This window comes from Hominiventricola aquisgranensis (assembly GCF_040096225.1).
Taxonomy (GTDB): domain Bacteria; phylum Bacillota; class Clostridia; order Lachnospirales; family Lachnospiraceae; genus Hominiventricola; species Hominiventricola aquisgranensis.
Map to the genome: position 1 here is coordinate 47,152 of NZ_JBBMFC010000007.1, position 23,135 is coordinate 70,286.

The following is a 23,135-nucleotide window of genomic DNA, read 5'->3' on the forward strand; positions in this document are numbered from 1 at the left end:
TTAACGGCGGCAGGTAAAATAAATGATCTGCCGCTGTTTTCCTATTTGATTCAATAATTCCAGTGTCCGCGCCCGCTTCTCTTCATCCAGATTCACAAAGGGATCATCCAGGACCGCCACCGATGATTCTCCTTCGCACAACGCATCCATCAGTGCAAACCGTTGCGCCAGCCGAAACAGGTCCTGCCAGCCAGTGCTGAAATATTCCGGATCACGCAGGAGTCCCTGCTGACGGATCCGAAGCTTCAGATTCACATCCATCTCAATACTGTCCTTCCATGCCGGTTCCAGAACAGCAAGATACTCCGCTGTTTTTTCCTTCAGTGTGGTCAGATATCTTCCCAGGAATCGATCTCTGGCTGTCTTCAGAAGTTCCAGCGTTCGGGATAACAGTTCATATTTTCGCTCCAGCTCCTGAATCTGCTCTGATAAATCCGTCAGTTTTTCTTCCAGTTCCAGACGAACCTCCGTCTGTCCCACATGTTTTTCCTGCTGTTCATAGGAATCCAGTTCCTGCTGACACTTCCGTACCTCTTTTCGATGATTCTCACAGCTCTGACGTAGATTCTGAAACTCCCTGCTCCGCTCCCGTTCCTGCTGCCAGCACTGCTCCAGCATCTCTCCGTCTGGAAGCTGCTCCATGACATAGCCCGTTGCTTTCCGAAGCTTTTGCAGAATCGGATCCTGCTCCTGTTCTTTTCTCTCTGCTTCTGCCTCATCCCACTGCTTTTTCAACTGCTTGCTCTGCTTCTGATACTGCTGCAGTTCTGCCAGACGTTGGTTGTAGATCTCTTTTGCAAGATGACAGGAACGCTGATTTCTGGATAACTGGAGAAATGAGGTGATTGTCAAGACAAGACCGAGCAGTATCAAAATGCCAAGCAGTGCTGTCATGAATATGTTGTCTGAAAAGCAACATACCATCAACACAATACCCGTCAACATCACGATCAGACCAGTCACACCTGTCAGCATCCATTTTCTGTCGCTGTATTTCTGCTCCTGTGCACACTCACGAACCTCTTCCAATTCCGCTTTTCGTCTCTCTTCCTGCTTCTGGGCTTGCATATATTGCTGCTTCGCTGTCTGCTCCCGTTCCTGGGCAGCCTGAAACCGGAAAATCTGCTCTCGCAGCCGATCAAGCTCCTGCTCTTTCATTGGAAGCTCCTCATATCCCGCCAGGCGCACGTTAGCTTCCTGAAGCTTCTCCTCCTGCTCCTTCAATCTCTTCTCCAACAGTTCCTGCTGCGCCTTCCAGAGCTTTTCCTGCTGAATCTCATAAGCCTCCATCTGTTCTCTGACCTGCCTTCGTTCCTCCTGAAGCTTTGCAATCTCCCCTCGATTGCCCGTCTTCTTCAGAAACTTCATGCGCTCTTCCAGAGACGCTGCTGCCCGCTCATAATTTTCAATATCGCCTGCATCCTCTTCTGCATGACTGAGCCTTGCATGCAGACTGTCATTTACCAGCACTTCCAGCTTCCGCTGTCCAAGATAGCAGCTCCGTTCCCATGCTCCACGGTCAATATGAAATAATTCTTCTCCCAGCCGCTCCGAATAATCAGTGCTCAGAAGTCCAGTGCTCAGATCATACAGTGCAAAGGTATCATCCTTTTCTTTGCTGCCAAAGGTACGCTCTGCACGATAAGTCTTTCCACCAGCTGTAAATTCCATACTTCCACCATAAGCTCCACCCTGCCAGGGCTGATAATGGCGTCTCTCATTTTCCAGAAGAGAACGTCTGGTGGTTGCTTCCATGCCATACAGCATCGCTTTGATAAATGCCGCCATGGTGGATTTCCCCCAGCCATTTTCGCCGGTGATCGTCTGAAACCCTTCAGAAAAATCCAGTTCCATATCATGCAGTTTTCCAAAATCCACAATCTGTATCCGTCTGATCTGCATGCTATGCCTCTCCCTTCAGCGCCTGTATCCCAAGCTTCAATATCTCGCTTTGATCTTCCTCTGAAAGATCTGTCTCCTGAACTAACCTCACAAACTCACCCTTCAAAGACCGGTCATACTGATAATCCTCTGCTCGCACTGCGACCTTTGTCTGATCCTTGATCTTCAGAAAATAATAATCGGACTCCAGCTTCCGCTTCATCCACAGCAGATCAAGATCACACTCCGGACTTACCTGCCCCTTCAGAACTATTTTTATCAGATCCTGCGACGGAATCTCTGTTAACTGCCCTTGTATCTGAGCCATGATCTCCTGCTCTGTATATGTCTCTGTGACTTCAATCACCACCTCACGCAGCGTCCGCTTGGCCACCAGCACAAATGTGGGCACCAGATGCTGAGCCACCGTCTCCAGCATCACATAACCCTTCGTTCCGCACTCGTCAAACCCTCTGCCTTCCAGACATCCGCTGTAACACCAGATTCCCTGTTCATCCAGCTTTTCCTGTCGGAAAGAATGCACATGCCCAAGTGCCAGATAATCAATGCCCCGTCCACGCAGATCCCGAAGTGCGATTCCTTCTTCTCCCTGACCATATTCACTGACCATTCCATGAAGCATTACGACATGTAGTTTGCCCGGATAATCAGAAAGCTCCTCCTGCAGCTGATCAGCCCATGTCGGATCCCATTCTCCTGATAATTCCATTCCGGTAATGGTAATGTCCCCTTGCTCATAAGTAGTCCATCCGTCATTAAATGTGCGGAGATTTTGTATCCTTTCTGTGGATGTCCGCTCCATCCGATCATGATTTCCTCGCAAATAATAAAACATGATCTCCGGGTGTGCCTCGATCGTATTTCTCACCACACTCTTTGTCCGGACAGACACCTGTTCCGTATCAAACAGATCTCCGCAAAGCAACATAGCTTCCACGCCTTCGCTGGAAGCACGTTCCACCATATTCACAAATGTATGCAGCAGTTCCATACGCCTCTCCTGCGCCTTCGCAGGCGGCAGTCCAGATTCCATTCTGGAACCCAGATGCAGATCCGCACAATGTATCAGTTTCAATCCATGTCCTCCTTCAGGATATGTGCAAGCAGCCCTTCGCAACCCTCTGACACATCCCGATATGTCTCATCAAAATTACCGGTATACCACGGATCCGCAATATCTCCACCCCGGTTCGTATACTCCAGCAGCTTATGGATCTTATGATCTGGATCCGCTCCAACAATCCGGTTCATATTGCGAATATTCCAGGTATCCATGCCGATCAGATAATCATATTCCTCATAATCTCCACGTGTCATCTGTCGTGCCCGATGGTCTCCGCATGGGATTCCCACCTCACGCAACTTCGCACGGGTTCCATGATGCACCCCATTTCCGATCTCCTCTCTGCTGGTGGCAGCAGAATCAATGTAAAAACAGTCGGATAAGCCCCGCTTGTCCACTAAATATTGCATGACATATTGAGCCATGGTGCTGCGGCAGATGTTGCCGTGGCAGATGAAAAGTACTTTTATCATTGTTGCATAACCTCGCATTTCTTAGTTTTTCTTGGTTTTTCGGGCTTTGTAAGCCTTTGTAAATTTTTGCTTTCCGGCATAATCTGGTTTATTTTCGCATAATATCGTCAGCAAAAGGTGTAAAATAAGGTGTATGTTTTTCTATTTTACACCTTGCTATTTTTAATTAAAAATCGTAATTACACAACCTGAATCCGGGCAATTTCTTCCCTGGCATCCTCAAGATTTACATGCGTATATGTATTCAACGTTACGCTGATCTCTGAGTGGCCCATCAAATATTGCAATGCTTTTGGATTCATTCCGGATTTTGCCATATTTGAGCAATAGGTGTGCCGGCATACATGCGGGGTAATGACAGGCATTTGTACTTTGTAAGTATTATTATACTTCTGAATGATGTGTTGGAAATAATGCTCCCAGTGCAGGGAATAACAGATACTTTCATTTTTATCAAAGTATAAAAAACCACTTTTTCCATCTACCATAGGTTCTGCTTTTGGCGGGTTTCGTTTTTCTATTATTTTCCGAAAGCATTCCTCTACATCTGCAGTCATAGGTATCTTTCTCGTTCCGCTGGTTGTTTTAGTCTCTTGAATATAATATCCAATTTTTGATTTTTTCTGCAATTGATGATCAATGTTGATCGTATGCTCCTTGAAATCAATATCAGAAATCGTCAAACCACAAAATTCCGAGATGCGAAGGCCTGTTTTAAATAAAATGTAGATTCCTTCATAATACCTGCAAAAATGAGGATCCTCTTTCACAAATCGTAGAAACTTACGTTCCTCCGCTCTGCTGATTGCTTCTCTTGTCACACTGTCATTCACAACCACTTCCATTAGCTGAAACTGAAATGGATTTTTCCTGATCAGGTCATCATCCACTGCCAACTGAAATGCCGGACGAAGAACTCCTCGGATTGAATGTATGGAACTATAACTTTTCTTTTCTACCTGCTGAAGATGTATCAGCCAACATTTTGCATCCGAAATCCGAACCGTATCAATCCTTCTTTTTCCAAATGGATCTTTCTTCAATAAATTGATAACTGTTCCGTATCCTGCAACTGTAGTAGGTCTGACACCGGTTTTTGTTGATGTATATTTTTCAACCAGTTCCAGCACTGTCATGTTTCCGCCATTTGTTGCAATCTGCTCGAAATGGTCCGCCTGGATTTTCTTCTCCATCTCCCGAAGCGACAAAGTACGGCGCTTTCCTTTCGGAGTTGCATCGTTATGGTCTAAGCGCCAGCTATATACGCAGCGCTCCTTTCCCATCTCATCGACATACTTAAATCGATATCTGCCATTAGATAACTGTATTTCTCCATTGTGTAATATACGTCCTCTATGATCTCTCCTTTTTTCACTCATAATCTTTTAGTCTCCTTCATCAAATGTTCATTTAACTTGGAAGACCGTCTCGGTTTATTCATTATATCACAAGACCTTCTCTTCGCTAAGATAAAATGAACATTATTTTCATTACTATTTTTTCTATTCTGTTACTTAAACTGTGCTGGCTGTATCCAGATAATCTTCAAACAATTTCCTTTTGAATCGGATATGCGAACCAACTTCCAGAATAAAATCTGCTCCTTCATTTTCACCTGCGATCTGTCTTAATCTCTTTTCGCCAATTCCGTAATATTCAGCTGCTTCGGAAACATTTAAAGAATATTTCTTCCAAACAGGTATTGTTTTTTCTGTATGATTCATTCGCATTCCTCCCCTCTGTTTGTATTCAACAGAGTTTTCGCTTTCTCCATTTTCATACTTGCGATCGCTTCTCGTTTGCTTGTGCCTCCAACATACATAGGCGTACACATTTCTAAAATACGGTCATAGATACGCCTTTTATCCAACATGGTCTCGCTTTTTATTTCTTTCAGTGGAAGATTCGTTGTAATGATCAAAGGTCGTCCTGAACGGATCCTGCGGTCTATGACACTAAAAATAATTCCTAACGCATATTCTGAATTTCGTTCTACTCCAAGATCATCAATAATTAGAAGCTGATAAGAAGCCAATGCATTGATATATTCCGTTTTGTCTGCCAGTGGAAATATATCATCAATAATGGTATTGAAATTTGTCATTTTTACCGTTACTTCCTGTTTAAGAAGTTCATTGGCAATACACCCAGCAATAAAACTTTTCCCAGTTCCAACCGGTCCCCAGAACAAACAGCCTATATGATTTCTTTTCATTTTCTCCCAGTTATCAACATAATTTTTTGCCGTATGCATTACAGCATCTGACATATCTGCATTTTCAAATGTCCACTCTTCCATTCTGCTCTCGTCAAAACAGATGCTCGTATTTCTGTTGACTAATTCCCGGTGCTCTTTGTCTTTAAAATATTTTTGTTCCTCTTCATATGCTTTTCTGTCACAGGCACATTGCCTGGAATGTTTCTTCATTCCCATAAAACCTCCCTCAGGAAAAAATGCTTCTTTCGCTTCCCCACAGACTTTGCAGTATTGCAAACCATCACTGCCTACACATACGGTATCTTCTTCTCTCATCACAAACTCTCTCCTTCCCCATAGCAATAATTTACTTCATGATATTTATTACTTTTATATTTCTCAGTTACTTTACTAGGTGCCACATTTCCGACTCCTGCACAGCCATTTTTACGACCAGATGATGGGGGCTTTTCCGACTCTATTACAGCCATCTTTTCAACCGCTTTATTGTCAATCGGCTGTAAAACTATCTCATCAGATGGAATTTTTACATATAAATGATTGGGTTTTGAAAAACCACCGGATCTGCGAACCAATAGTCCCACATCATCTAATTCCTTCAACGCTGTTTTTACAGAAGATTTGCATTTGTCGATTTGAACAGACAATTCTTCTATTGGAAATATCAGATAAACATTTCCATACTTATCTATCCAGCTATTCTTTCTCGATATCCGTGCCCGGTCATACAAAATCATATAAAGAAATTTTGCAGTTTGAGAAATGCGCAGCTTCAGCAAAAACTTCGGAAACTGGAAGTACTGAAGCATCTGCTCTGACTCCTTCATGTATTCATATTTCATTCTTTTCTCGCCTCGTTTCTGTTTCTAACTGTTGTAAAAATCATTTTTATGCCGGCTCAAAAATGTCCTTACACATATTCAAAAGATGAAGAGCATAAATACAGGTTCTTGATAAAATTTTTTTATTTTTTCCTGTCTAAAATACCCTTTCATAAAACGAAACGCTGAGAGGCATTTTTACAGCCCCCTGATGAAATTTTTTTAATTTTTTCGGTTAATTGAATATTTGAAAACAAAAAACACTCACCTATTCCAGGTGAATACATTATTGGTATGATGAATACTGCTGATCGTAGTCTTGCTATGTTAGATTATGCTTTAAGACGACGTTTTTCATTTTTTACTATGAAACCGGGATTTAATACGCCTGGTTTTCAAGCTTACCAAGACTCTCTAAAAAGTGATGCCTTTAACAAATTAATTGCTTGTGTGAAACAGCTCAATTCCAAGATAGCAGAAGATATATCACTAGGTGAAGGATTCTGTATTGGTCACAGTTATTTTTGTGGTTTAACACCAGAGACAACCAACGCACAAACTTTGTCATCCATTGTAGAATACGAATTGATTCCACTTTTAAAAGAATATTGGTTTGATGAGCCCGCAAAAATCGTAGATTGGTCTGATCGTCTAAGGAGTGCTGTTAAATGATTCCTGTACAAAATATTTATTATATGCTGTCCTACGCTTTTCAAGCATTACAAGCACAAAACTACAAAGATCTGGCTACAGAAAATTTTCATAATACCGCTGAATTATGTGCAGCCATTCTTGATAAGGGCATTAGCGTACAGCTAAAACGAGGCTTAGGAAGAGATTATCTGCCAAAATCAGAATCTCTTTCTACGCTACAGGGAAAGCTCAATATTTCTGAATCCATTAAAACTCAGACTCTGCTGAAGAAGCAAATGATTTGTACATACGATGAATTTTCAACTAATACACAATTTAACCGAATCATCAAATCTACACTGTTATTGCTTCTTAAAGCCAATATTACAAATACTCGCAAAAAGAGTCTACGGAATCTGTTATTATTTTTTTCTGATGTTAATGAAATTGATTTACGCTTTGTAAATTGGAATCAACATTATAATCGTTCCAATCAAAGTTATCAAATGCTAATCGGAATCTGTTATCTGATTTATAACGGACTTCTACAGACACAAAACAACGGTACCACAAAAATAATGGATTTTTTTGACGAACAGCGTATGTGCCATTTATATGAAAAATTTTTGCTTGAATACTATCGTAAAGAACATCCAGAACTATCTGCCAATGCATCACAGATTGCATGGCAACTTGATGATTCTGAGAACCAATTGCTTCCCAAAATGCAAACTGATATTATGTTGTCTCAGGGAAACAATATACTTATTATCGATGCAAAATATTATTCACATATGACTCAGCAGCAATATGGAACAAACACCTTGCATTCCAATAACCTCTATCAAATTTTTACATATGTGAAAAACAAAGAATTTGAATTAAGAGAGCTGGAACATACCGTCTCTGGAATGCTCCTTTATGCACAGACTGATGAAGATGTTATTCCCAATAATACATACCAGATGAGCGGAAATCAGATTTCTGTGCGTGCATTGAATTTAAATCAAAATTTTTCGGAAATCACAAAAGATTTGGATTCTATTGTAAAAGTTCATTTCTAATTGAATAAAGCTGGGAGAACTAATCATAATTCTCCCAGTCTTTCTAAATCCACTATTCTTTCTTTTCTAGTCCTAAAAAATATGTATTATTATGTTCAAATGACACAACATATATACGTCTTTTAACCAACTCTATATCTTCTTTTCTGGAATCTCTATGCCTTATGCATGATTGAATAAAAATATTTTTAACATCTTCCTCCTTCTCAGCTTTATATTTATATATAATCAATTCTGCATTTTCACTTAAAATTGTATCAAATATCTGGTCTAGCCACCATCCATCAGTTATCGATAATGACATTCCAAATATTATAAACAATTCTGCTTCATCAAAATAAGACTGATATTTTATATCATATTGCGCCCAATATGACTTAACAAATCGTTTTTCCTTTGACCTTCCCTTATCGTATACATCCATGTCTATTCCGAATAAAATAGATCTTGGAATTTCCTGTATCCCGTGTGGATGGATAATGTCTGTAAGCAAATATGACGACCAATTAGTAGGATTTTTCCCAGAAGAGCCTCCACATTCTGGATAAAATTGAAAATTTCTGTCTGCATTTTTCCAATAATGAGGATCAAACTGTGTTTTATCTAAATATAAATAATTATCCAATAATGCTGTATAATTAAAATTAAAAAACACAAAATTATACAAGTCATAATAATTAGTTTTCGAAGGAAACTCTATATCACATGAACTCTCTAAATCATTTAAAAAATGTCCCAAACTTTGCGTTGCTAATTTTTTCTCTTGCACATCAGAATTAATTTTCAATAATAAATCTGCATCAACAAGATCATTTAAAAATCTTGTAAAGCAGTTTTGAAACTCATCAATTGATTTCTCAATTTTATTTTGTTGTATTTTTCCCTCCAAAACTAATGCATTAATGATTAATTCAAAGTCACTCCAATTAGAATCATAAGACATTTGTTCGGTCATTTTCTTAAATAATATGTTTTTCTCATCACATAAATTATAATATTTTATATATTCATAAAAATCACTATAACTAGACGTTTTCCCTTTCATTTTTCCTGTTTTATATTTATTCAATAAAGCAATATCAAATCCATTCCCAACCAAAACCATAATATTATGTTGTGATTTTATTTCATTAAATGTCTTTTTATCATACTTACCAAACATATCTTATTCTCCATTGTAAAAATTATACATCTCTTACAATCATATATTATTTTAAAATGCTTTTTTCCGCAAGAGCTTTTAACAATTAAACAACCTTTATCTTCTTACCTAACTATCCATTTGTACCGTTCTATTTTATAACTACTATATGGTAGGTATATACAGTCAGATAGATTCCTATAACCCCCATATATTCTTTCAAATTACAAATTAATACATTATATCATCTAATAAGTTTTACTTTCATTTTCCCTCATGATCATGAGGATTTTTTCGTTCAAATTGTGCGATTATATGTAAAAAGCGTAGGATTTCTCCCACGCATTTATATTATTATTTCAGCTTTTCCGATTCGATCTTCCAAAGGTATAAATAAGGTGTAATTTCTACGTTGTCGTCCAAGAAACCCAATAAACTCAAGGCTTTTCACCCCGTCCCTTAAACACTGCCGTGGCAGATAAATAATACTTTTATCAAAATGTAATTCCTCCTAAAATGCGCTGTCCTGCACCGATTTGCTCCGATTTATCTCGCCTGTTTTTAGGGTGTAACAGCATCTACTCTGTCACAGTTTTCCCGAAACAGAGCAAAATGGAGCAAGTTACGGCAGGCTGTAGTAGTAAAATGGTAGTAAAAATCGGGGTGTTTTACTACCGCTAAGATTTTATTTATCCCAAAAGTGTTTTATCTTATACTGCCATATAGCTTTTCTGACTGCTTTATCAACTTCTTTGGCTCTCAAATTACGCACTTCTGCAGGTTGCTTGATATCTTCCATAGTATCATATTTTGAATTATAAATTTTAATAAACATTTTTATATAAGTTGGATCATAACCTAAATAATCTAACAGTTCATTCCAATACATAGCCATAAAACGCAAATCTATAAAATAAGTAGATAACCTATTTCCTAAATCGTTTAGTTCCTTTTCATTTTTCTCCAATTCATATTTTTTGTATAATTCCTTGATTTCCGGATAATTTTTCCTCAAATTTGGCAATCTATTTTTTATATTATTCACAATACTAAGCAGCTTAAAATTTAGATTAATAAGAAAACAAGACTGTACTGAATCAATAAGAAGATCATTATTTTCATAAGACAAACTCAAGGTGATTATATCCACATCACCACTATTCTTTTTATAAAATTCATAGAACATCAATGACTCTCTTCTTCTCTTATCAAGCACATCTTCATCCGGCATTCTTTCCACTTTTTCAGGGATTTCGTCCTTCAACTTACAATATATTTCTATTCCATCATAAACATCTTCTATAATCTCATTACATCTAAAATCCTTCTTCAGCATCTTTTTACTATGATAGACCTGAGTAATATAAATAATCAAAACCGCTAAAATACTACATAAGATGCTGCTGACATACGAATTCTTCATAATTGATACTATCGTTTTAAATACAACACATGTACTAAGTCCCTTAAAAACCTCTATTTTAATTGCAATTGCTATAAGTAGCATGAGACAAATCATTAATAACACAAACATTACCTGTCTATACAAAGATTTTTTCAATAATTCACACCTCCATTACTCCAGCCTTTTAATCTTTCATCAGTTTACCACAATTTCTCCCACGTCACAATAAAAACAGCCACATAACGTAGAAAGGGCAGTTGCTCGGATTCAATCCAAGCAACTACCCTTTCATATCAAAATTCTTTCTATACTACTTTGAACATCTTCTGAGTCACAGGCTTCTCCCCAATGGTCTTTTCCAATTCCTTCTTGGCAGCGTTCAGTTCCTCCATACGAATCATCTCGTCTTTCGCATCCTCCAACCCCAAATGGGTGTATGTGTTCATGGTAACGCCGATGTCCGAATGCCCCATGAGGTACTGCAGCGTCTTTGGATTCATTCCCGATTTTGCCATATTCGAGCAATAGGTGTGTCGGCATACATGTGGATGTGTCAAGTATAGGACAAAAAAAATTTTATTTTTTTCTGCCGAAGACTATCTGACGCTTCCATCAGGTAGTCCCAGCACCTTTATTATCTTCTGATAAGTCCTTCTTGTCCTGCTCAAGTTACCTCTGTTCCGAAAAAATATCGTCAAAATTCCATTCGATTTCAATTTCATCCTGACAATGAACACGGATCACCTTGATAATCTCACGCAACTTCTCTGTATCGAACTTCTGAATTCCCAAGAAATCTTTTAGTTTTATTTTATCAGAAAGTTCATTTTGTTCAAGAAGCTTTTTACTATTCTCCGCATCTTCTATCTTTCGTTTTATTTCCTCCAGCTGTACACTTATCTTTCCAGCTCTCTGCTTATACGAATCACGATCTATACGACCATCTTTGTAAGCATCATAGAGTTTCATCTTTTCCGAGGTCAACTGTCGGCTTTGTTTTTGCAATTCTGCGGTATTGATCTCTTTGTCGTCGCATTGCCTGTTGGAAGATACTTTCTTTTCTTTTTCCAACATTGACGCTGCATACTGATGGACAAGCCCAAGGATATTCTCCTCCAGCGGTTCCCGTCGGATCACCAGACTTCGACACACAGGATCTCCATTGGTTCGAGCATCTGAGCATTTTAGCAGATGCTCCGTTTCTTTTAGTAAAGAATGCCCACAGTTGGCACATATCAGTAATGCCGGCTGTTTTTTACGCCTTTCCAGAGTAAAATTGGTGCGTGATTCCGCAACACTTCTCTTCTTTTTCGGATGCATTTCATTTGCTTTTTCAAACAATGCTCTGTCTATAATTGCCGTATGATGATTTTCCAGGCGAACCCATTCTGTTTCATCATTCAGAACTGCTTTATGACCGGTATGCATACTGCAACGTGTTTTTCCCCAGATTCTGGTTCCAATATAAATCTCATCCCGGACAATTGCCGCTACTGTCGTAGGGCTCCAATGTTTCTTTTTGATCGTGTCAAACCTCTGGAACTGCACCTGATCCCCTCTTGATAATTTCTGCTCATCACAAGTGGCAATCGCCTGTCTGTTCAATTCCCTTGTAATATCTGCGAAACTTGTTCCTTCCGCTGCCATCCGAAAAATCATTTTCACGACTTTTGCAGCCTCCGGATCAACTTCCAGTCTTCCGTCTTTTCCTTTTTTATAGCCATATCTGGCATTTACCGGAAGGCGTGTACCATTTCTCGTTCTTGTCTGCAATGCTGATGAAATTTTCTTGGACAAATCCAGGCTATACATATTGTATATCAGATTCTGCAATGCTACATTCATTCCACCAGTCATTCCGCTGCTCGCTGCACTGTCATAGCTGTCATTAATCGAAATAAATCGAATCTGTAGAAGTGGGAAAATATATTCAATATAAAATCCAACTTCCAGATAGTCTCTTCCAAATCTGGAAAAGTCTTTCACAACTACACAGCCGATTTCTCCGCTTTTCATGTCATCCTGCAGCTGTTGAAATCCCTGCCTTTTAAAATGAGTACCGCTAACACCGTCATCCACATATTCCAGAATATCCAACTCAGCTACACCCAGCTCATCAATTGCAAATGATTTTAACAGAATTCTCTGAGAAGTTACACTGTCGCTCTCTTTTTTGGCTCTGCCATCTACATTGTCATCTTCTGCAGACAAACGGATGTAAACAGCTGTTTTTCTAAGATCTGTCATCTTGACTGCGCCTCCTTCTCTTTCTTTAGTTTCTGTAAATCTGCAAACTGATCGTCATATACCAGCTTGATCTCATAATCATACTTACCACGGATAATAATTGAATCTACAAAGGCATCTGCCATTTCTTTTGTCAGCTTACGCTTTGACATATAAGTATGTATCACATTTCCCCAGCCTTCTTCAATGTGGTAATCCTGGGAATACCGAACCTGTGCCGCCAATACTGTGTCCAGACGGCTCTTGATATTCTCAATTTCATTGGAATAGATCCGAGAAAACTGTATGTATTCTTCTTCTGTAATCAAACGTTCGGAATAGTCTTCATATAAATCCGATTTACGCTTACTGATACGGCTTAGTTCCCGTCGAAGTTTCCCCACCTCTTTATCCAAAAGCAGGTACTGTGTCTGATTTTTGGAAGCTGCATTCATTTCCTGAATCATTTTTTCTGTATCCAATACGGTTTTCATATGCGTTTGAATCAGGCGAAGAACATCGTCATCCACATATTCTTTTCTGACTCTGTGCCCTTTGCATTGCTTTCCTCCGGATTTATGGTTAGTATTGGCTCCGCAGATATAAAAGAATGTGCCATTTCTTTCTCTGGACAACGTCATGCGGTTGCCACAGCCTCCGCACCATATCTTTCCTGTATAGAAATTATGGTTTCTAATAGCTCCATTGTTCTGCTGATGTTTCTTCTTATAAGCTTCCGTATATTCCTGGATTTTAGATTGTACCTGTTGAAACAACTCTCTATCTATAATCCCTTCATGCGTGTTCTCCACATGCACCCATTCACTCTCTGGTCGATTTCTCTGTTTATTTCCCTGGAAAACACTTTGCTGATATTTTCCAAATACAGAATCACCTGTGCAATGAACATCCTGAAGAACTCGTTTCACTTCATAATTGTTCCAGGGTTTTGACTCCGGAAGCGGCTTTTCACCGGTTTTATAGAATTTTCTCTGTAAAGTCGGCGATAAAACTCCATCTTTATTGAGCTGTCTTGCAATATCACTATAGTTCCTGCCATCCATATACATAGAAAATATACTTTTCAAATGTTCTGCAGCTTCTTCATCAACGATCAGCTGATGATGGTCTTCTTCTGACTTTCTGTAACCATACGGTTCCCAGGCACTTGTAAATTTTCCTTTTTTCCAAAGAGCTTTTTTTGCGCTGCTGCTCTTTTTGGCAAGGTCTTTCGAATAGAACTCATTGATAATATTCTTCAGTGGAACTGTAAGATCCACACCCTCTCTGAAGGAATCGAAATCATCTGTCACAGCCAGGAATCTTACATGAAAAAACGGAAATACTCGTTCAATATAGTTGCTGGTTTCGACATAATTTCTTCCAAGTCTGGACAAATCTTTTACAATAACACAATTGATTTTTCCATGCTTGATATCTTCCATCATCTGTACGAATCCAGGACGGTCAAAATTTGTACCTGAATAGTCTGAGTCCTTATAAACTTCCGCAACCGAAATATCTTCCGTATCTGCTACAAAGTTTTTCATCAATTCCACCTGGGTTTCTATCGTCCCTCTTTCTAATGTTTCTTCTGTTTCCATTGAAATTCTGGCATACAATCCTGCCCGGAATGGTCTTCTCACCTCTGTCTGGACGGTTGCACTGCCGACTACTTCCGGAATGTTTTTCCTACTCTTTCGTGCCATTTTATACAACCTCCTTTACCTTAACCTGCAGATTATTATCATCATCTATTACCGTATCAACTCCCATAGCCGGTAATTGATTCAGCAATGTCTGATAACAATCATCAAAATCAAAAGTGATCTCTATATTCTTTTTATCATATACTCGGATTTTCCTGATCAGTTCTACCACCACTGTGCGGGACAGTTCTTCAATATCCTGATATTTCACAAAATAATCCAGCCAGGTATTGGCATTGTCTGCTTTTTCCAGCTCACTATCCATTTCTTTCTGGATTGCACGGATACTCTCTTCCGCATTTCTAAGCCTCTTTCCATAGGCTGCATGAAGCTCTACATAGTCTTCTTTTGATACAATGCCCTCTTTCATATCCGAATAGAGCATCATCCGTAACTCCTTACAACGTTCTGTCTCCTGTTTTTTCTTCTCCAGCCTGTCCTGCAGCTTCTTCATATTGATCTCCTGAAATGGCACAGTACCAACAAATTCCAGGACTCTTTTCAGGTGCAGGATATTCTGGATATGCTGTTTCAGCATCACCAGTACGGCATCTTCCAGATCCTTTTCCGGTATTCTATGACTAGAACAGCGTTTTGTTTCTTTATTTGCGGAACATAGATAATAAGCATATTTTTTCCCTGCCACAGTAGAAACCTTTCTTGTCATAGGTGCACCACAATCCGCACATACAGCAATTCCGGATAACAGATATACTTGCTTTTGGTCAGGCGAAGTACGTGTATCCATGCCCAGAAGTCTCTGAACAATTTCAAAATCACGGTCACTCACCAATGGCTCATGATTTTTCTCAATCCGGATCCAGTCATCTTCCGGTTTCACATAAGTCTGCTTCACTTTATGGTTCGGTGTCGTCCTTTTTCCCTGCACAAGGTTTCCGATATAAACCTCGTTTTCCAGTATCCTGCGGACGGTAACGGAACTCCAAAGTGCCTGTTCTTTCTGCCGGAAGCCTGTTTCATAATGACTGCCACTGCTGATTTTATACTCAAATGGGGAAAGAATACCCAGTTCATTTAAACGATTAGCAATCGCATCCTGACTCATTCCCTGCAGCTTCATCTTAAAAATATCCTGTACTACACTGCCTGCAGATGGATCAATCTCTAATTTATGCTTATCTGTCTTTGTCTTCCTGTATCCAAAAGCTACAAACGGAGTCACGCATTCGCCTTTTTTCCTCTTAATCTCAAGATTACTCCTGATCTTAATAGAAATGTCACGGCAATAAGCATCATTGATTAAATTCTTAAATGGGATAATAATTTCGTCTGCCTGATTCTTTCCCTTGAGACTGTCATAATTGTCATTGATGGCAATAAAACGCACACCAAGAGCCGGGAATAATCTCTCGATATACTTCCCAGAATCAATATATTCCCTTCCAAATCGTGATAAATCTTTTACCACTACGCAGTCTACAATCCCACGCCGGATATCTTCCAGCATTGCCTGGAATGCTGGGCGCTCAAAATTAGAGCCTGAGTAGCCATCATCAACTCGGACTGAAACAACTTCTATATCTTTTTTGTCTTTCAGGAAATCCAGAATCAAAGCTTTCTGGTTAGAAATGCTGTTACTTTCCAGTTTTGCTGAACTGGAAATATCGCCATCTTCTTTAGATAATCTGACATAGATGGCGGCATGATAGATTTTATTGATATTCTGATACATATCTTACCTCCTTTTATTACGTCAGAAAATCCATGTAATAAAAGGGGGCTGCATAATTTGTCCTTACCGACATTCTAACACAGTCCCCTCAATCTTGCCAGTACTTTTTCAGACACTCAGAAGCATATTCTCAAATGCCTGCTCCATAGATATACCGTTATTGGCAAATCTGACTTTTACTTTCATATTGCCGATCCGGACCAAATATGGATTTCCTACTTTATTCAGAAAAATATCTCTCCGTTCCTGAAGCGATTTATTTCTGTCTGCTTTTATCATCCGTAGATCAGTCATTTCATTGATATCTACATCACTGAAATCCTGCTCCAGATAGTTTCTATATTCCTCTGCCGTCATGCCCTTCTCCTTCCATTCCCATCTGAATCTGTACTGCTTTCAGTACCCGATCCAGGCTCCACTTGTTCACTCTTCCGCATTTCTCAATAATACATTTCGTAGAAATGCTCATAACCTGTTCAGCCAGTGCCAGGCTTCCTTTTCGGATTCCCGTCATATCATATTTGCTGATAAATACATGTGTTGGCAAATACCGTTTCTTATAAATTCTTGATGTCAGCGGAACTACCGTTATGACTGAACTGTATGTATTGGCTTTATTATTACTCACTACGATCACCGGTCTTACTCCACCCTGAACAGATGTTGTAGGAAACATACCGAGATCTGCCCATAAAATATCTCCTCTGCGGATTGTCATTTGTCCTCTCTCCAATCTATTATTTTTATTTGTAAAGCATCCATAGCGCTATATTGGCTCCACAGGAATACGGCAGAGTTTCTTTCCCATAAGGAAAGCTCTGCCGCATAACCTCTATAGCCAATTTGATTATTAAACAGTGCTCGCTCGATTCTATTTATCCTCGATACCCCGAATCGTTACTCCCGCATATGCAGGAAGGGAATAATAACCTGCCCGGATGCATACTCCGGACCACAACCCGGAAACTCTCGTTTCCAGGCTCCAGCAGTTCATAGGTTTACCAGTTACAGACTTCTCAGGATCTGCAAGTGTATCGCATCTCATACATATCATCGCATCACCAGCCTGCCAGCTGGCTTCGGTCAGTGCTTTTTCGCAGCATTACGGACTGAACTAAAAATCTTTGTTTTGTCTTATAATCCTATAGCGGCATCTTCCTCGTGCTCTTTGCATGAAATGTCACGTCAGTTATTATTGGATATTCAGTTATCATGGTTCATTTTAGGAAGTCCTTTAACTTCCTCTAATTACTAAAGTCAAATGACTTTGGCAGATGCAAAAGATTTTGAAAAATTTTTTAAAAAAATTTATTCATATACATTTCACGCATCTTATTAAGAGTGGATTTCAGCTTGTATGACAGCATCTGTCTGGAAATCCCCATAATCTCCGCCATCTGTGTCTGTGTCTTGTTTTCAAAGAAAATGCCATAAATAATCATGCGTTCCTCTGAGTTCAGTTGATTGATCACTGTGTGAATATCCTGCTGTTCCATTTTTGTCAGTACACAGTGCTCCACATCACAGTTCAGATCTGGAAAATCCTCAATCATGAAGCCTTCTCCATCAATGGACTGACCGCTGTAAGGTACTTCTCTCAGCATCTTATCCACAACCTCACCCAGTTCATTCTTAATCTCAACTTTTTTTGCCTTGCTGCTTCTGTAAAAATTATTCATCGCATACGCAACTTCTTTTGTAATCTCGATCATTTCTCCATCAATATTTGCGTAATACTTTCCTTCGTAAAAATATGGGTGTTCAATATACATATCCGTTCCTCCTGAATTTGAAATCTTGTTGCTCGTTTCAAATCCAGAAGGCGGACCTCTGTTTAGGATCATGCCTGCTCCGCCTTTATCCTGCCGGGATACGCCCGCAGTTATTGGCTGAGAAATTCAGGCACGAAAAAAGCCCCAGTAGTTTTTTCTTAACTACTGAGGCTTTCGTCTCTTTCTTGTATTCAATTATCTATGCCTTCTTTCATCAGCATAATCATTGTATCAGGATAAAGTTCACAAAGTATCCGCAATATATTCCCATAAGTTCATATCATTATTGGAATCGTACATATTTCAGTATAAAAAGTTCACCGTGTTATTCTTCTACTTCTTTTCCATCTATATATAGTTGAAATTTATCAGGATTATTGACTACATCATAGTCCTTTCCGTATTCTACAGGTCTGTATTCAGCTGTCATTACCGATTCCCCTTCTTCAATATTCTCTTTCCATAAATAGATGTTCATATCAAGGCTCGTCGCATATCCCCTGTCTGTGGAGAATTTTGTCGAATGAAAAGAATCATCCTTGTACATCTGCAAAAGTTCTCTTGCAAACGCTTCTCTATCCTCAATATTTTCCCGGTTAGCGACCACAGTTAAATTTTCATCCCGATTTACGGAAAATGTTCCTACTACATCCGGTTCACCTCCCTTATGACCGGATTCAGATTTCCAACAAATACTTCCTGTAGCAATTATCAAGATTACTGCTCCTGTAATCACTGCAATTATCTTTTTCTTCATATTTTCATTAATTTCCTTTTAATTGTTTTACTGCGAAATTGATTACTTCTTCCGGTGTGGGTCTGTTTCCTTTAAGTGTCATTTTCTTCCATTCTTCCTGGACATCCGGATCAGGATTATCAAATCCTGCATCTATGGCTATCTGCATTTCTCTGCGTACTTCTTCTGGTGTTGTGTTGTACTTTTCTGCAATCTTCTCATAAATAGTTTTCTCTCTCATTCATTTTCCTCCAATATACAAGTAGAATTATATCTTGTTCTATAGAACTAATTTAGCATATTTCTATTGTCATGAAAAGACACTTTACAACTTAAAGCTGAATAAAAGGTCAAAAAAAGAAGAGCTACTTGCTCTTCCCAGTTTGTCATATTACTCTTCCAATAATGTATGGATTACTTTGATAATTTTTTTCTGCTCTTTGATCGGAAGTTTTTCTATTTTCTCTGTCAGCTCATTGGTAACACCTGTAACTGAATGTGCCACAACATCAATCAAAAGAGTATCTGCAGAAACATCTAATGCATTTGCAATTGCAACAAAGGTATCCAATTTTGTAACTTTCAAACCTCTCTCTATTACACTCACATGCGTCGGGCTTAAATTTACTAATGCAGCCAGTTCCTCTTGCGTGAGATTTTTTGCTTCTCGTGCTGATTTGATTCGCTGTCCTACTGCTTTCAAATCCATCGTAACACCTCCTCCAGAACGAATAATCGTTCTGAATTTAGTATACTTGTGGATATCTTAAATATACAGAATCGCAAAGCCAAGTTCTAATTCTACAGAACTATATTCAAAGTTTTTCTTTGCATTTTCGTAAAAAAGCGTTATGATTGAATCAGTTAAATCAAAGGAGGTATCAAATCATGAAATCACATAAATACTGGTCCTTAGGCGCACTTTTCTGTATGTTGGGATGCATTTATTCTGGAATCAAAAAATCTATGACTGCACATAAATACTTTGCCTATTCTTCATTGCTTTGTATGGGCATGTCCATTTATTCCGGTCACAAACTGGTTTCTCCAAAGAAGAAAAAAATCACTGAATCAAATAATAGTGAGAATAGTTAAATAAAAAATTGACCTTTATTCATCAAAGACAAAGTTGCTGGAGAATATTTTTTCTCTCCAGCAACTTTCTTTATCTTTAAGCCATTGAGATACAATACTGTCCAATCAGCTTCATCCAACTATTATATTTATTCTTTTCACACACCTTTCGGCAAATTTCATTTTCCATCAATACACAGAACATCTTATCATAATCAAATGCCCAAACAGCACCATTCACATGGTTTTCCACTGCTTTCTGATCTATGCTTTTCAAGCGTGTGACCATTTTTTCAATTTCTCCATTTCCCAAGTTACCGATATTTTTGCAGATAAACCGAAAGAAATTCAACGTTGCATATTCATCATGCCAATGGAACTCTTCTGGATTGTTTTTAATTTTACTGGCTCTCAGCTGTTCTTTGATTATCTGAGCAGCTACACCTTTCATCGAATCTTCGTATCTCATATTATTCACCTACTCTTCCTCAACGCCCAGTGACGGTTTAAATCTTTTATCCTTTGCCTGCGGTACCACGATCTCATAAAAATAAAATCCTAAATACCCAAGTGCCTGCTTCTTCATTTTATAAAAAGAAGTCCTGCCTATTCCTAACTCCTGTTGTACTTCCACATCTGTCTTATTATAATGACTGCAAAAACAGGAATGAAGGATTTCACTGAGCATCACACCATTCGGTGCATAGAACTTCACCAAAGTCATTCCCCGATAGATCATGTCCGACAATCCATAAATAATCATCAGATTATTCATCTCCCGGTGCATCTTTGGCACATTCAGCTGGTTGTTATAAATGCTCAGATAACTCAATGCATATGCCATATCTTCATTGATTTTCTCCTGGCATTCCATATCCAGTTCTTCTAACACAATTTGATTTTCCAAAATCAATTTCTGATAGCTTGTCATCAGTTCCTTGATATCTGTATAATGTCTCTCCATCGTTACTTCCAGATAATCCTGTGCATGGCTTGCCATCTGGAAGGTAATCTCTTTCATTGATTTAATTGCATAATCTCTGTCTGTCATCAGTTTCAAAATCTCCTTATCATCATCACACTAACTGGCGGTCTTTCAGACCAGTTCGCTTTCCCCATGATTTTGATGGGAAGCAATTACTTACTACAACTTGCAGAAGCGGATATCCAAAAGGCATTGTGGGAGCTGCCTTTGCTGACCGGAATCCATCTTCTTATGTAAAACCTACAGGAATATAAAGGGAAAGTGACTATCCCTGCCGGTTAATAATCCAAATAATATCGTCTATACCAATCTCTCCTTATGCTGTTTTTCTCTCCATAAACCATTTATCCACTTCATAAAACAAATGGCTTTCCTGTCCCTGTATCATACAGGTATACATCATTCCTACACCGCCTGCCTTTCTGCTGGCACATCGCTCAATTTTCAAAATTCTGTCAATGTTATATTTTCTTCCATCTTCCCAGGTGAAAAATATAGGAACCAGTTTTCCGTCTTTCCGAAACTCTGCCACTACATCTACATACACTTTATTCATACCGACACCTCACTATAAGATCTCTATTGCTCTTGGCGATGCCGGAATCCTTCGGATATATCCGTTTTGTTCCAACTGCTTAATTCTGGAAAAAGCAGATGACGTTGATCTTACTCCGATCAGTTTTCCAAATTCCCGAACTGTCGGCGGATATCCATGCTCCTTCGTATAATTCAAAATGCACTGATAGCTTTCTTCCTGTTTTCTGGTTAATGTCTGTTTCAAATCTATCCCTCCCATTATCCATGAAAATAACTGTGTGGATGAACTGTATGTGTACCAGCGTCCAAGTGGGATAAGACTTTATCCTGATACATAACTGCTCTCTGTATACTGAAATACCCAAACCGTCGTCTGATCTCATCTACAGTGCGATCCATCTTTTCCAATTTTTCCTGTTTCTCTTGATTACCAAAAAGTTCCAACTGGACGGGAATATCATCCAACACAAGATCTACTGCTCGAATACCAAGGCTTCTGATTGGATGCTCCCATTTATAATAATCCTTAAACAATTGAAATGCTGCTGTAACAATCTCATCTGTTATATTTGTTGGATGATGTAATTGTTTCTGCCTCGAAAAACGAAACAAGCCATTGTCTCGGACCGTAATTTCTATCGTTTTGCATTTAAAACCATGTTTTCTTAATCTTGCTGCAACGCTTTCTGCCAGTGCCATCTGAATGATCCAGACATCCAGATCATCTTCTAAATCTCTTGGAGTTGTGGTACTATTACCAATTGACTTCACCGGAGCTGTATACCCATCTTTGCAAACTGGATCATCGTCCCAGCCATTTGCAAATGACCATAACACAATTCCCATCTTTCCAAAATGGCTTTCTAACATTGCTTCATCACTTTCTGCAAGTTCCCCAATGGTTCGAATCCCCAGCTTCTGAAGTTTCTTCCGAGTCTGTCTTCCAACATAAAGCAGATCCGATGCAGGAAGCTGCCAAATCATACTTTTATAATTCTCCCGGTTAAACTCTGTAATCGCATCTGGCTTTTTGTAATCTGAACCAAGTTTCGCATAAATCTTATTCCAGGAAATTCCAATACTTACCGTTACACCCAGTTCGTATTTAATCCGATGGCTGATTTCTCTTGCAATCGTTATTCCGCTTCCTTTCAGATTTCTACTGGCTGATACATCCAGCCAGGCTTCATCAATCCCATATGGCTCGATCTTGTCCGTATACTCCGAATAGATTTCTCTTGCCATCTGTGAAAATCTCAAATACAAGTCCATCCGTGGTGGCACAAAAATGATTTCCGGACAAATCTGTTTTGCCTGCCATAATGCCATTCCGGTCTTTACACCTTTTCGCTTTGCAATATAATTTGCTGTCAGCACAATTCCATGTCTGGCTTCCGGATCACCGCCAACTGCAAGAGGCATTCCGGCAAATTCCGGGTGATGCAGCATTTCCACACTTGCATAAAATGAATTCATGTCGCTATGAAGAATTGTCCTGTCTCCCATTAACTCCACCACCTTCTCTCTGTTTGGTTTATTGTCTTATCAATTTCTGTATGCTTAGTATATATCTCCGTATTGGAGATAGTCAAGCGACATCTTGGTCGTACTATCTCCTTTTCGGAGATTTTTCTTGATTTTTGATTTTATTCGGGTTATAATGCATATAGAAAAATCAAAAAG

The 23,135-nt window shown here is 39.0% G+C and carries 26 protein-coding genes and 2 pseudogenes; 3 read left to right on the plus strand and 25 right to left on the minus strand.

The annotated features are described in order from the left end of the window. The 7 genes from WMO62_RS05330 to WMO62_RS05360 form a co-directional block, all read right to left on the minus strand. Nucleotides 1-1,902: an ATP-binding protein gene (locus WMO62_RS05330; RefSeq protein WP_349144056.1), complete on the minus strand. Its 1,902-nt coding sequence runs from the start codon at nt 1,900-1,902 to the stop codon at nt 1-3. Between the two features lies 1 nt (nt 1,903). Then, on the minus strand, nt 1,904-2,977 hold the full coding sequence (locus WMO62_RS05335) for a metallophosphoesterase (protein WP_147602333.1): 1,074 nt from the start codon (nt 2,975-2,977) through the stop codon (nt 1,904-1,906). After that, a complete protein-coding gene (locus tag WMO62_RS05340) occupies nt 2,974-3,438 on the minus strand; it encodes an arsenate reductase/protein-tyrosine-phosphatase family protein (protein ID WP_147602334.1) in 465 nt (154 codons plus the stop codon). Before WMO62_RS05340 ends, WMO62_RS05335 begins: the two co-directional genes overlap by 4 nt. A 179-nt stretch (nt 3,439-3,617) precedes the next feature. After that, nucleotides 3,618-4,817 carry a site-specific integrase gene (locus tag WMO62_RS05345; protein WP_055282971.1) on the minus strand — a complete coding sequence of 400 codons (1,200 nt, stop codon included), beginning with the start codon at nt 4,815-4,817 and terminating at the stop codon, nt 3,618-3,620. Between the two features lie 135 nt (nt 4,818-4,952). Continuing rightward, nucleotides 4,953-5,162, minus strand: coding sequence for a MerR family transcriptional regulator (locus WMO62_RS05350; protein WP_004844954.1), 210 nt, complete (start codon nt 5,160-5,162; stop codon nt 4,953-4,955). Next, nucleotides 5,159-5,971, minus strand: coding sequence for an ATP-binding protein (locus WMO62_RS05355; RefSeq protein WP_055282968.1), 813 nt, complete (start codon nt 5,969-5,971; stop codon nt 5,159-5,161). The genes WMO62_RS05350 and WMO62_RS05355 overlap by 4 nt, the downstream gene beginning before the upstream one ends. Beyond that, nucleotides 5,971-6,498, minus strand: coding sequence for a replication initiator protein A (locus WMO62_RS05360; protein WP_055282964.1), 528 nt, complete (start codon nt 6,496-6,498; stop codon nt 5,971-5,973). The genes WMO62_RS05355 and WMO62_RS05360 overlap by 1 nt, the downstream gene beginning before the upstream one ends. A gap of 258 nt (nt 6,499-6,756) precedes the next feature. Between WMO62_RS05360 and WMO62_RS05365 the strand changes: the two are divergent. Beyond that, a pseudogene (locus WMO62_RS05365) lies at nt 6,757-7,149 on the plus strand (AAA family ATPase); the annotation flags it as partial. Continuing rightward, the gene (mcrC, locus tag WMO62_RS05370) at nt 7,146-8,174 is read left to right on the plus strand and encodes a 5-methylcytosine-specific restriction endonuclease system specificity protein McrC (RefSeq protein WP_055282960.1); all 1,029 of its coding nucleotides are present in this window, start codon (nt 7,146-7,148) and stop codon (nt 8,172-8,174) included. The pseudogene WMO62_RS05365 and the gene mcrC, both read left to right, overlap by 4 nt. Nucleotides 8,175-8,226: 52 nt before the next feature. Here the strand turns inward: mcrC and WMO62_RS05375 are convergent, their stop codons facing one another. The 13 genes and pseudogenes from WMO62_RS05375 to WMO62_RS05435 all read right to left on the minus strand — a co-directional run bounded on the left by WMO62_RS05375 (nt 8,227) and on the right by WMO62_RS05435 (nt 19,565). Then, on the minus strand, nt 8,227-9,336 hold the full coding sequence (locus tag WMO62_RS05375) for an AbiH family protein (protein ID WP_055282958.1): 1,110 nt from the start codon (nt 9,334-9,336) through the stop codon (nt 8,227-8,229). Nucleotides 9,337-10,000: 664 nt separating this feature from the next. Beyond that, nucleotides 10,001-10,876, minus strand: coding sequence for a hypothetical protein (locus tag WMO62_RS05380; RefSeq protein WP_129974457.1), 876 nt, complete (start codon nt 10,874-10,876; stop codon nt 10,001-10,003). 149 nt (nt 10,877-11,025) lie between these two features. Further along, a pseudogene (locus tag WMO62_RS05385) lies at nt 11,026-11,268 on the minus strand (tyrosine-type recombinase/integrase); the annotation flags it as partial. Between the two features lie 121 nt (nt 11,269-11,389). Beyond that, nucleotides 11,390-12,967, minus strand: a complete 1,578-nt coding sequence (locus tag WMO62_RS05390) for a recombinase family protein (RefSeq protein ID WP_227589473.1) — start codon at nt 12,965-12,967, stop codon at nt 11,390-11,392. Beyond that, nucleotides 12,964-14,655, minus strand: a complete 1,692-nt coding sequence (locus tag WMO62_RS05395; protein ID WP_227589474.1) for a recombinase family protein — start codon at nt 14,653-14,655, stop codon at nt 12,964-12,966. Before WMO62_RS05395 ends, WMO62_RS05390 begins: the two co-directional genes overlap by 4 nt. 1 nt (nt 14,656) lies before the next feature. Further along, entirely contained in the window at nt 14,657-16,348 is a 1,692-nt protein-coding gene (locus WMO62_RS05400; protein ID WP_117555535.1) for a recombinase family protein, read from the minus strand. 108 nt (nt 16,349-16,456) lie between these two features. Then, nucleotides 16,457-16,705, minus strand: a complete 249-nt coding sequence (locus WMO62_RS05405; RefSeq protein WP_015568866.1) for a DUF6870 family protein — start codon at nt 16,703-16,705, stop codon at nt 16,457-16,459. Continuing rightward, nucleotides 16,686-17,066, minus strand: coding sequence for a type II toxin-antitoxin system PemK/MazF family toxin (locus WMO62_RS05410; RefSeq protein WP_015568867.1), 381 nt, complete (start codon nt 17,064-17,066; stop codon nt 16,686-16,688). The genes WMO62_RS05405 and WMO62_RS05410 overlap by 20 nt, the downstream gene beginning before the upstream one ends. A 153-nt stretch (nt 17,067-17,219) precedes the next feature. Then, entirely contained in the window at nt 17,220-17,393 is a 174-nt protein-coding gene (locus WMO62_RS05415; RefSeq protein ID WP_226840949.1) for a hypothetical protein, read from the minus strand. Between the two features lie 253 nt (nt 17,394-17,646). Beyond that, the gene (locus WMO62_RS05420; RefSeq protein ID WP_172677211.1) at nt 17,647-18,120 is read right to left on the minus strand and encodes a sigma factor-like helix-turn-helix DNA-binding protein; all 474 of its coding nucleotides are present in this window, start codon (nt 18,118-18,120) and stop codon (nt 17,647-17,649) included. A gap of 325 nt (nt 18,121-18,445) precedes the next feature. Further along, on the minus strand, nt 18,446-18,877 hold the full coding sequence (locus WMO62_RS05425) for a hypothetical protein (protein ID WP_227589475.1): 432 nt from the start codon (nt 18,875-18,877) through the stop codon (nt 18,446-18,448). A 7-nt stretch (nt 18,878-18,884) separates the two neighbouring features. Then, nucleotides 18,885-19,097 (minus strand): sporulation initiation factor Spo0A C-terminal domain-containing protein, encoded by a 213-nt coding sequence (locus WMO62_RS05430; RefSeq protein ID WP_227589476.1) that lies wholly within the window; start codon nt 19,095-19,097, stop codon nt 18,885-18,887. Between the two features lie 150 nt (nt 19,098-19,247). After that, complete coding sequence (locus WMO62_RS05435; protein WP_008688152.1) at nt 19,248-19,565, minus strand: helix-turn-helix domain-containing protein; 318 nt, start codon at nt 19,563-19,565, stop codon at nt 19,248-19,250. A gap of 179 nt (nt 19,566-19,744) precedes the next feature. On the opposite strand from WMO62_RS05435, the gene WMO62_RS05440 reads away from it, so the two are divergent. Next, on the plus strand, nt 19,745-19,951 hold the full coding sequence (locus WMO62_RS05440; RefSeq protein WP_008688150.1) for a DUF6219 family protein: 207 nt from the start codon (nt 19,745-19,747) through the stop codon (nt 19,949-19,951). A gap of 76 nt (nt 19,952-20,027) precedes the next feature. On the opposite strand, the gene WMO62_RS05445 is transcribed toward WMO62_RS05440, so the two are convergent. The 5 genes from WMO62_RS05445 to dinB form a co-directional block, all read right to left on the minus strand. After that, nucleotides 20,028-20,399, minus strand: a complete 372-nt coding sequence (locus tag WMO62_RS05445) for a hypothetical protein (RefSeq protein ID WP_055059686.1) — start codon at nt 20,397-20,399, stop codon at nt 20,028-20,030. 9 nt (nt 20,400-20,408) lie between these two features. Beyond that, complete coding sequence (locus WMO62_RS05450) at nt 20,409-20,981, minus strand: ArpU family phage packaging/lysis transcriptional regulator (protein ID WP_227589477.1); 573 nt, start codon at nt 20,979-20,981, stop codon at nt 20,409-20,411. Between the two features lie 250 nt (nt 20,982-21,231). Continuing rightward, nucleotides 21,232-21,471: a hypothetical protein gene (locus tag WMO62_RS05455; protein WP_054335621.1), complete on the minus strand. Its 240-nt coding sequence runs from the start codon at nt 21,469-21,471 to the stop codon at nt 21,232-21,234. 12 nt (nt 21,472-21,483) lie between these two features. Further along, nucleotides 21,484-21,696 (minus strand): LexA family protein, encoded by a 213-nt coding sequence (locus tag WMO62_RS05460; RefSeq protein ID WP_117457280.1) that lies wholly within the window; start codon nt 21,694-21,696, stop codon nt 21,484-21,486. Between the two features lie 14 nt (nt 21,697-21,710). Next, nucleotides 21,711-22,958, minus strand: coding sequence for a DNA polymerase IV (dinB, locus tag WMO62_RS05465; RefSeq protein WP_138344134.1), 1,248 nt, complete (start codon nt 22,956-22,958; stop codon nt 21,711-21,713). Between the last annotated feature and the right edge of the window lie 177 nt (nt 22,959-23,135).

What these genes read in the sequence shown, in the direction of transcription:
- WMO62_RS05330 (WP_349144056.1), bottom strand. Translation starts at nt 1,902, where the DNA reads ATGCAGATCAGACGGATACAGATTGTGGATTTTGGAAAACTGCATGAT.
- WMO62_RS05340 (WP_147602334.1), bottom strand. Translation starts at nt 3,438, where the DNA reads ATGATAAAAGTACTTTTCATCTGCCACGGCAACATCTGCCGCAGCACC.
- WMO62_RS05345 (WP_055282971.1), bottom strand. Translation starts at nt 4,817, where the DNA reads ATGAGTGAAAAAAGGAGAGATCATAGAGGACGTATATTACACAATGGA.
- WMO62_RS05350 (WP_004844954.1), bottom strand. Translation starts at nt 5,162, where the DNA reads ATGAATCATACAGAAAAAACAATACCTGTTTGGAAGAAATATTCTTTA.
- WMO62_RS05355 (WP_055282968.1), bottom strand. Translation starts at nt 5,971, where the DNA reads ATGAGAGAAGAAGATACCGTATGTGTAGGCAGTGATGGTTTGCAATAC.
- WMO62_RS05360 (WP_055282964.1), bottom strand. Translation starts at nt 6,498, where the DNA reads ATGAAATATGAATACATGAAGGAGTCAGAGCAGATGCTTCAGTACTTC.
- mcrC (WP_055282960.1), top strand. Translation starts at nt 7,146, where the DNA reads ATGATTCCTGTACAAAATATTTATTATATGCTGTCCTACGCTTTTCAA.
- WMO62_RS05375 (WP_055282958.1), bottom strand. Translation starts at nt 9,336, where the DNA reads ATGTTTGGTAAGTATGATAAAAAGACATTTAATGAAATAAAATCACAA.
- WMO62_RS05390 (WP_227589473.1), bottom strand. Translation starts at nt 12,967, where the DNA reads ATGACAGATCTTAGAAAAACAGCTGTTTACATCCGTTTGTCTGCAGAA.
- WMO62_RS05395 (WP_227589474.1), bottom strand. Translation starts at nt 14,655, where the DNA reads ATGGCACGAAAGAGTAGGAAAAACATTCCGGAAGTAGTCGGCAGTGCA.
- WMO62_RS05400 (WP_117555535.1), bottom strand. Translation starts at nt 16,348, where the DNA reads ATGTATCAGAATATCAATAAAATCTATCATGCCGCCATCTATGTCAGA.
- WMO62_RS05405 (WP_015568866.1), bottom strand. Translation starts at nt 16,705, where the DNA reads ATGACGGCAGAGGAATATAGAAACTATCTGGAGCAGGATTTCAGTGAT.
- WMO62_RS05410 (WP_015568867.1), bottom strand. Translation starts at nt 17,066, where the DNA reads ATGACAATCCGCAGAGGAGATATTTTATGGGCAGATCTCGGTATGTTT.
- WMO62_RS05415 (WP_226840949.1), bottom strand. Translation starts at nt 17,393, where the DNA reads ATGAGATGCGATACACTTGCAGATCCTGAGAAGTCTGTAACTGGTAAA.
- WMO62_RS05420 (WP_172677211.1), bottom strand. Translation starts at nt 18,120, where the DNA reads ATGTATATTGAACACCCATATTTTTACGAAGGAAAGTATTACGCAAAT.
- WMO62_RS05425 (WP_227589475.1), bottom strand. Translation starts at nt 18,877, where the DNA reads ATGAAGAAAAAGATAATTGCAGTGATTACAGGAGCAGTAATCTTGATA.
- WMO62_RS05430 (WP_227589476.1), bottom strand. Translation starts at nt 19,097, where the DNA reads ATGAGAGAGAAAACTATTTATGAGAAGATTGCAGAAAAGTACAACACA.
- WMO62_RS05435 (WP_008688152.1), bottom strand. Translation starts at nt 19,565, where the DNA reads ATGGATTTGAAAGCAGTAGGACAGCGAATCAAATCAGCACGAGAAGCA.
- WMO62_RS05440 (WP_008688150.1), top strand. Translation starts at nt 19,745, where the DNA reads ATGAAATCACATAAATACTGGTCCTTAGGCGCACTTTTCTGTATGTTG.
- WMO62_RS05445 (WP_055059686.1), bottom strand. Translation starts at nt 20,399, where the DNA reads ATGAGATACGAAGATTCGATGAAAGGTGTAGCTGCTCAGATAATCAAA.
- WMO62_RS05450 (WP_227589477.1), bottom strand. Translation starts at nt 20,981, where the DNA reads ATGACAGACAGAGATTATGCAATTAAATCAATGAAAGAGATTACCTTC.
- WMO62_RS05455 (WP_054335621.1), bottom strand. Translation starts at nt 21,471, where the DNA reads ATGAATAAAGTGTATGTAGATGTAGTGGCAGAGTTTCGGAAAGACGGA.
- dinB (WP_138344134.1), bottom strand. Translation starts at nt 22,958, where the DNA reads ATGGGAGACAGGACAATTCTTCATAGCGACATGAATTCATTTTATGCA.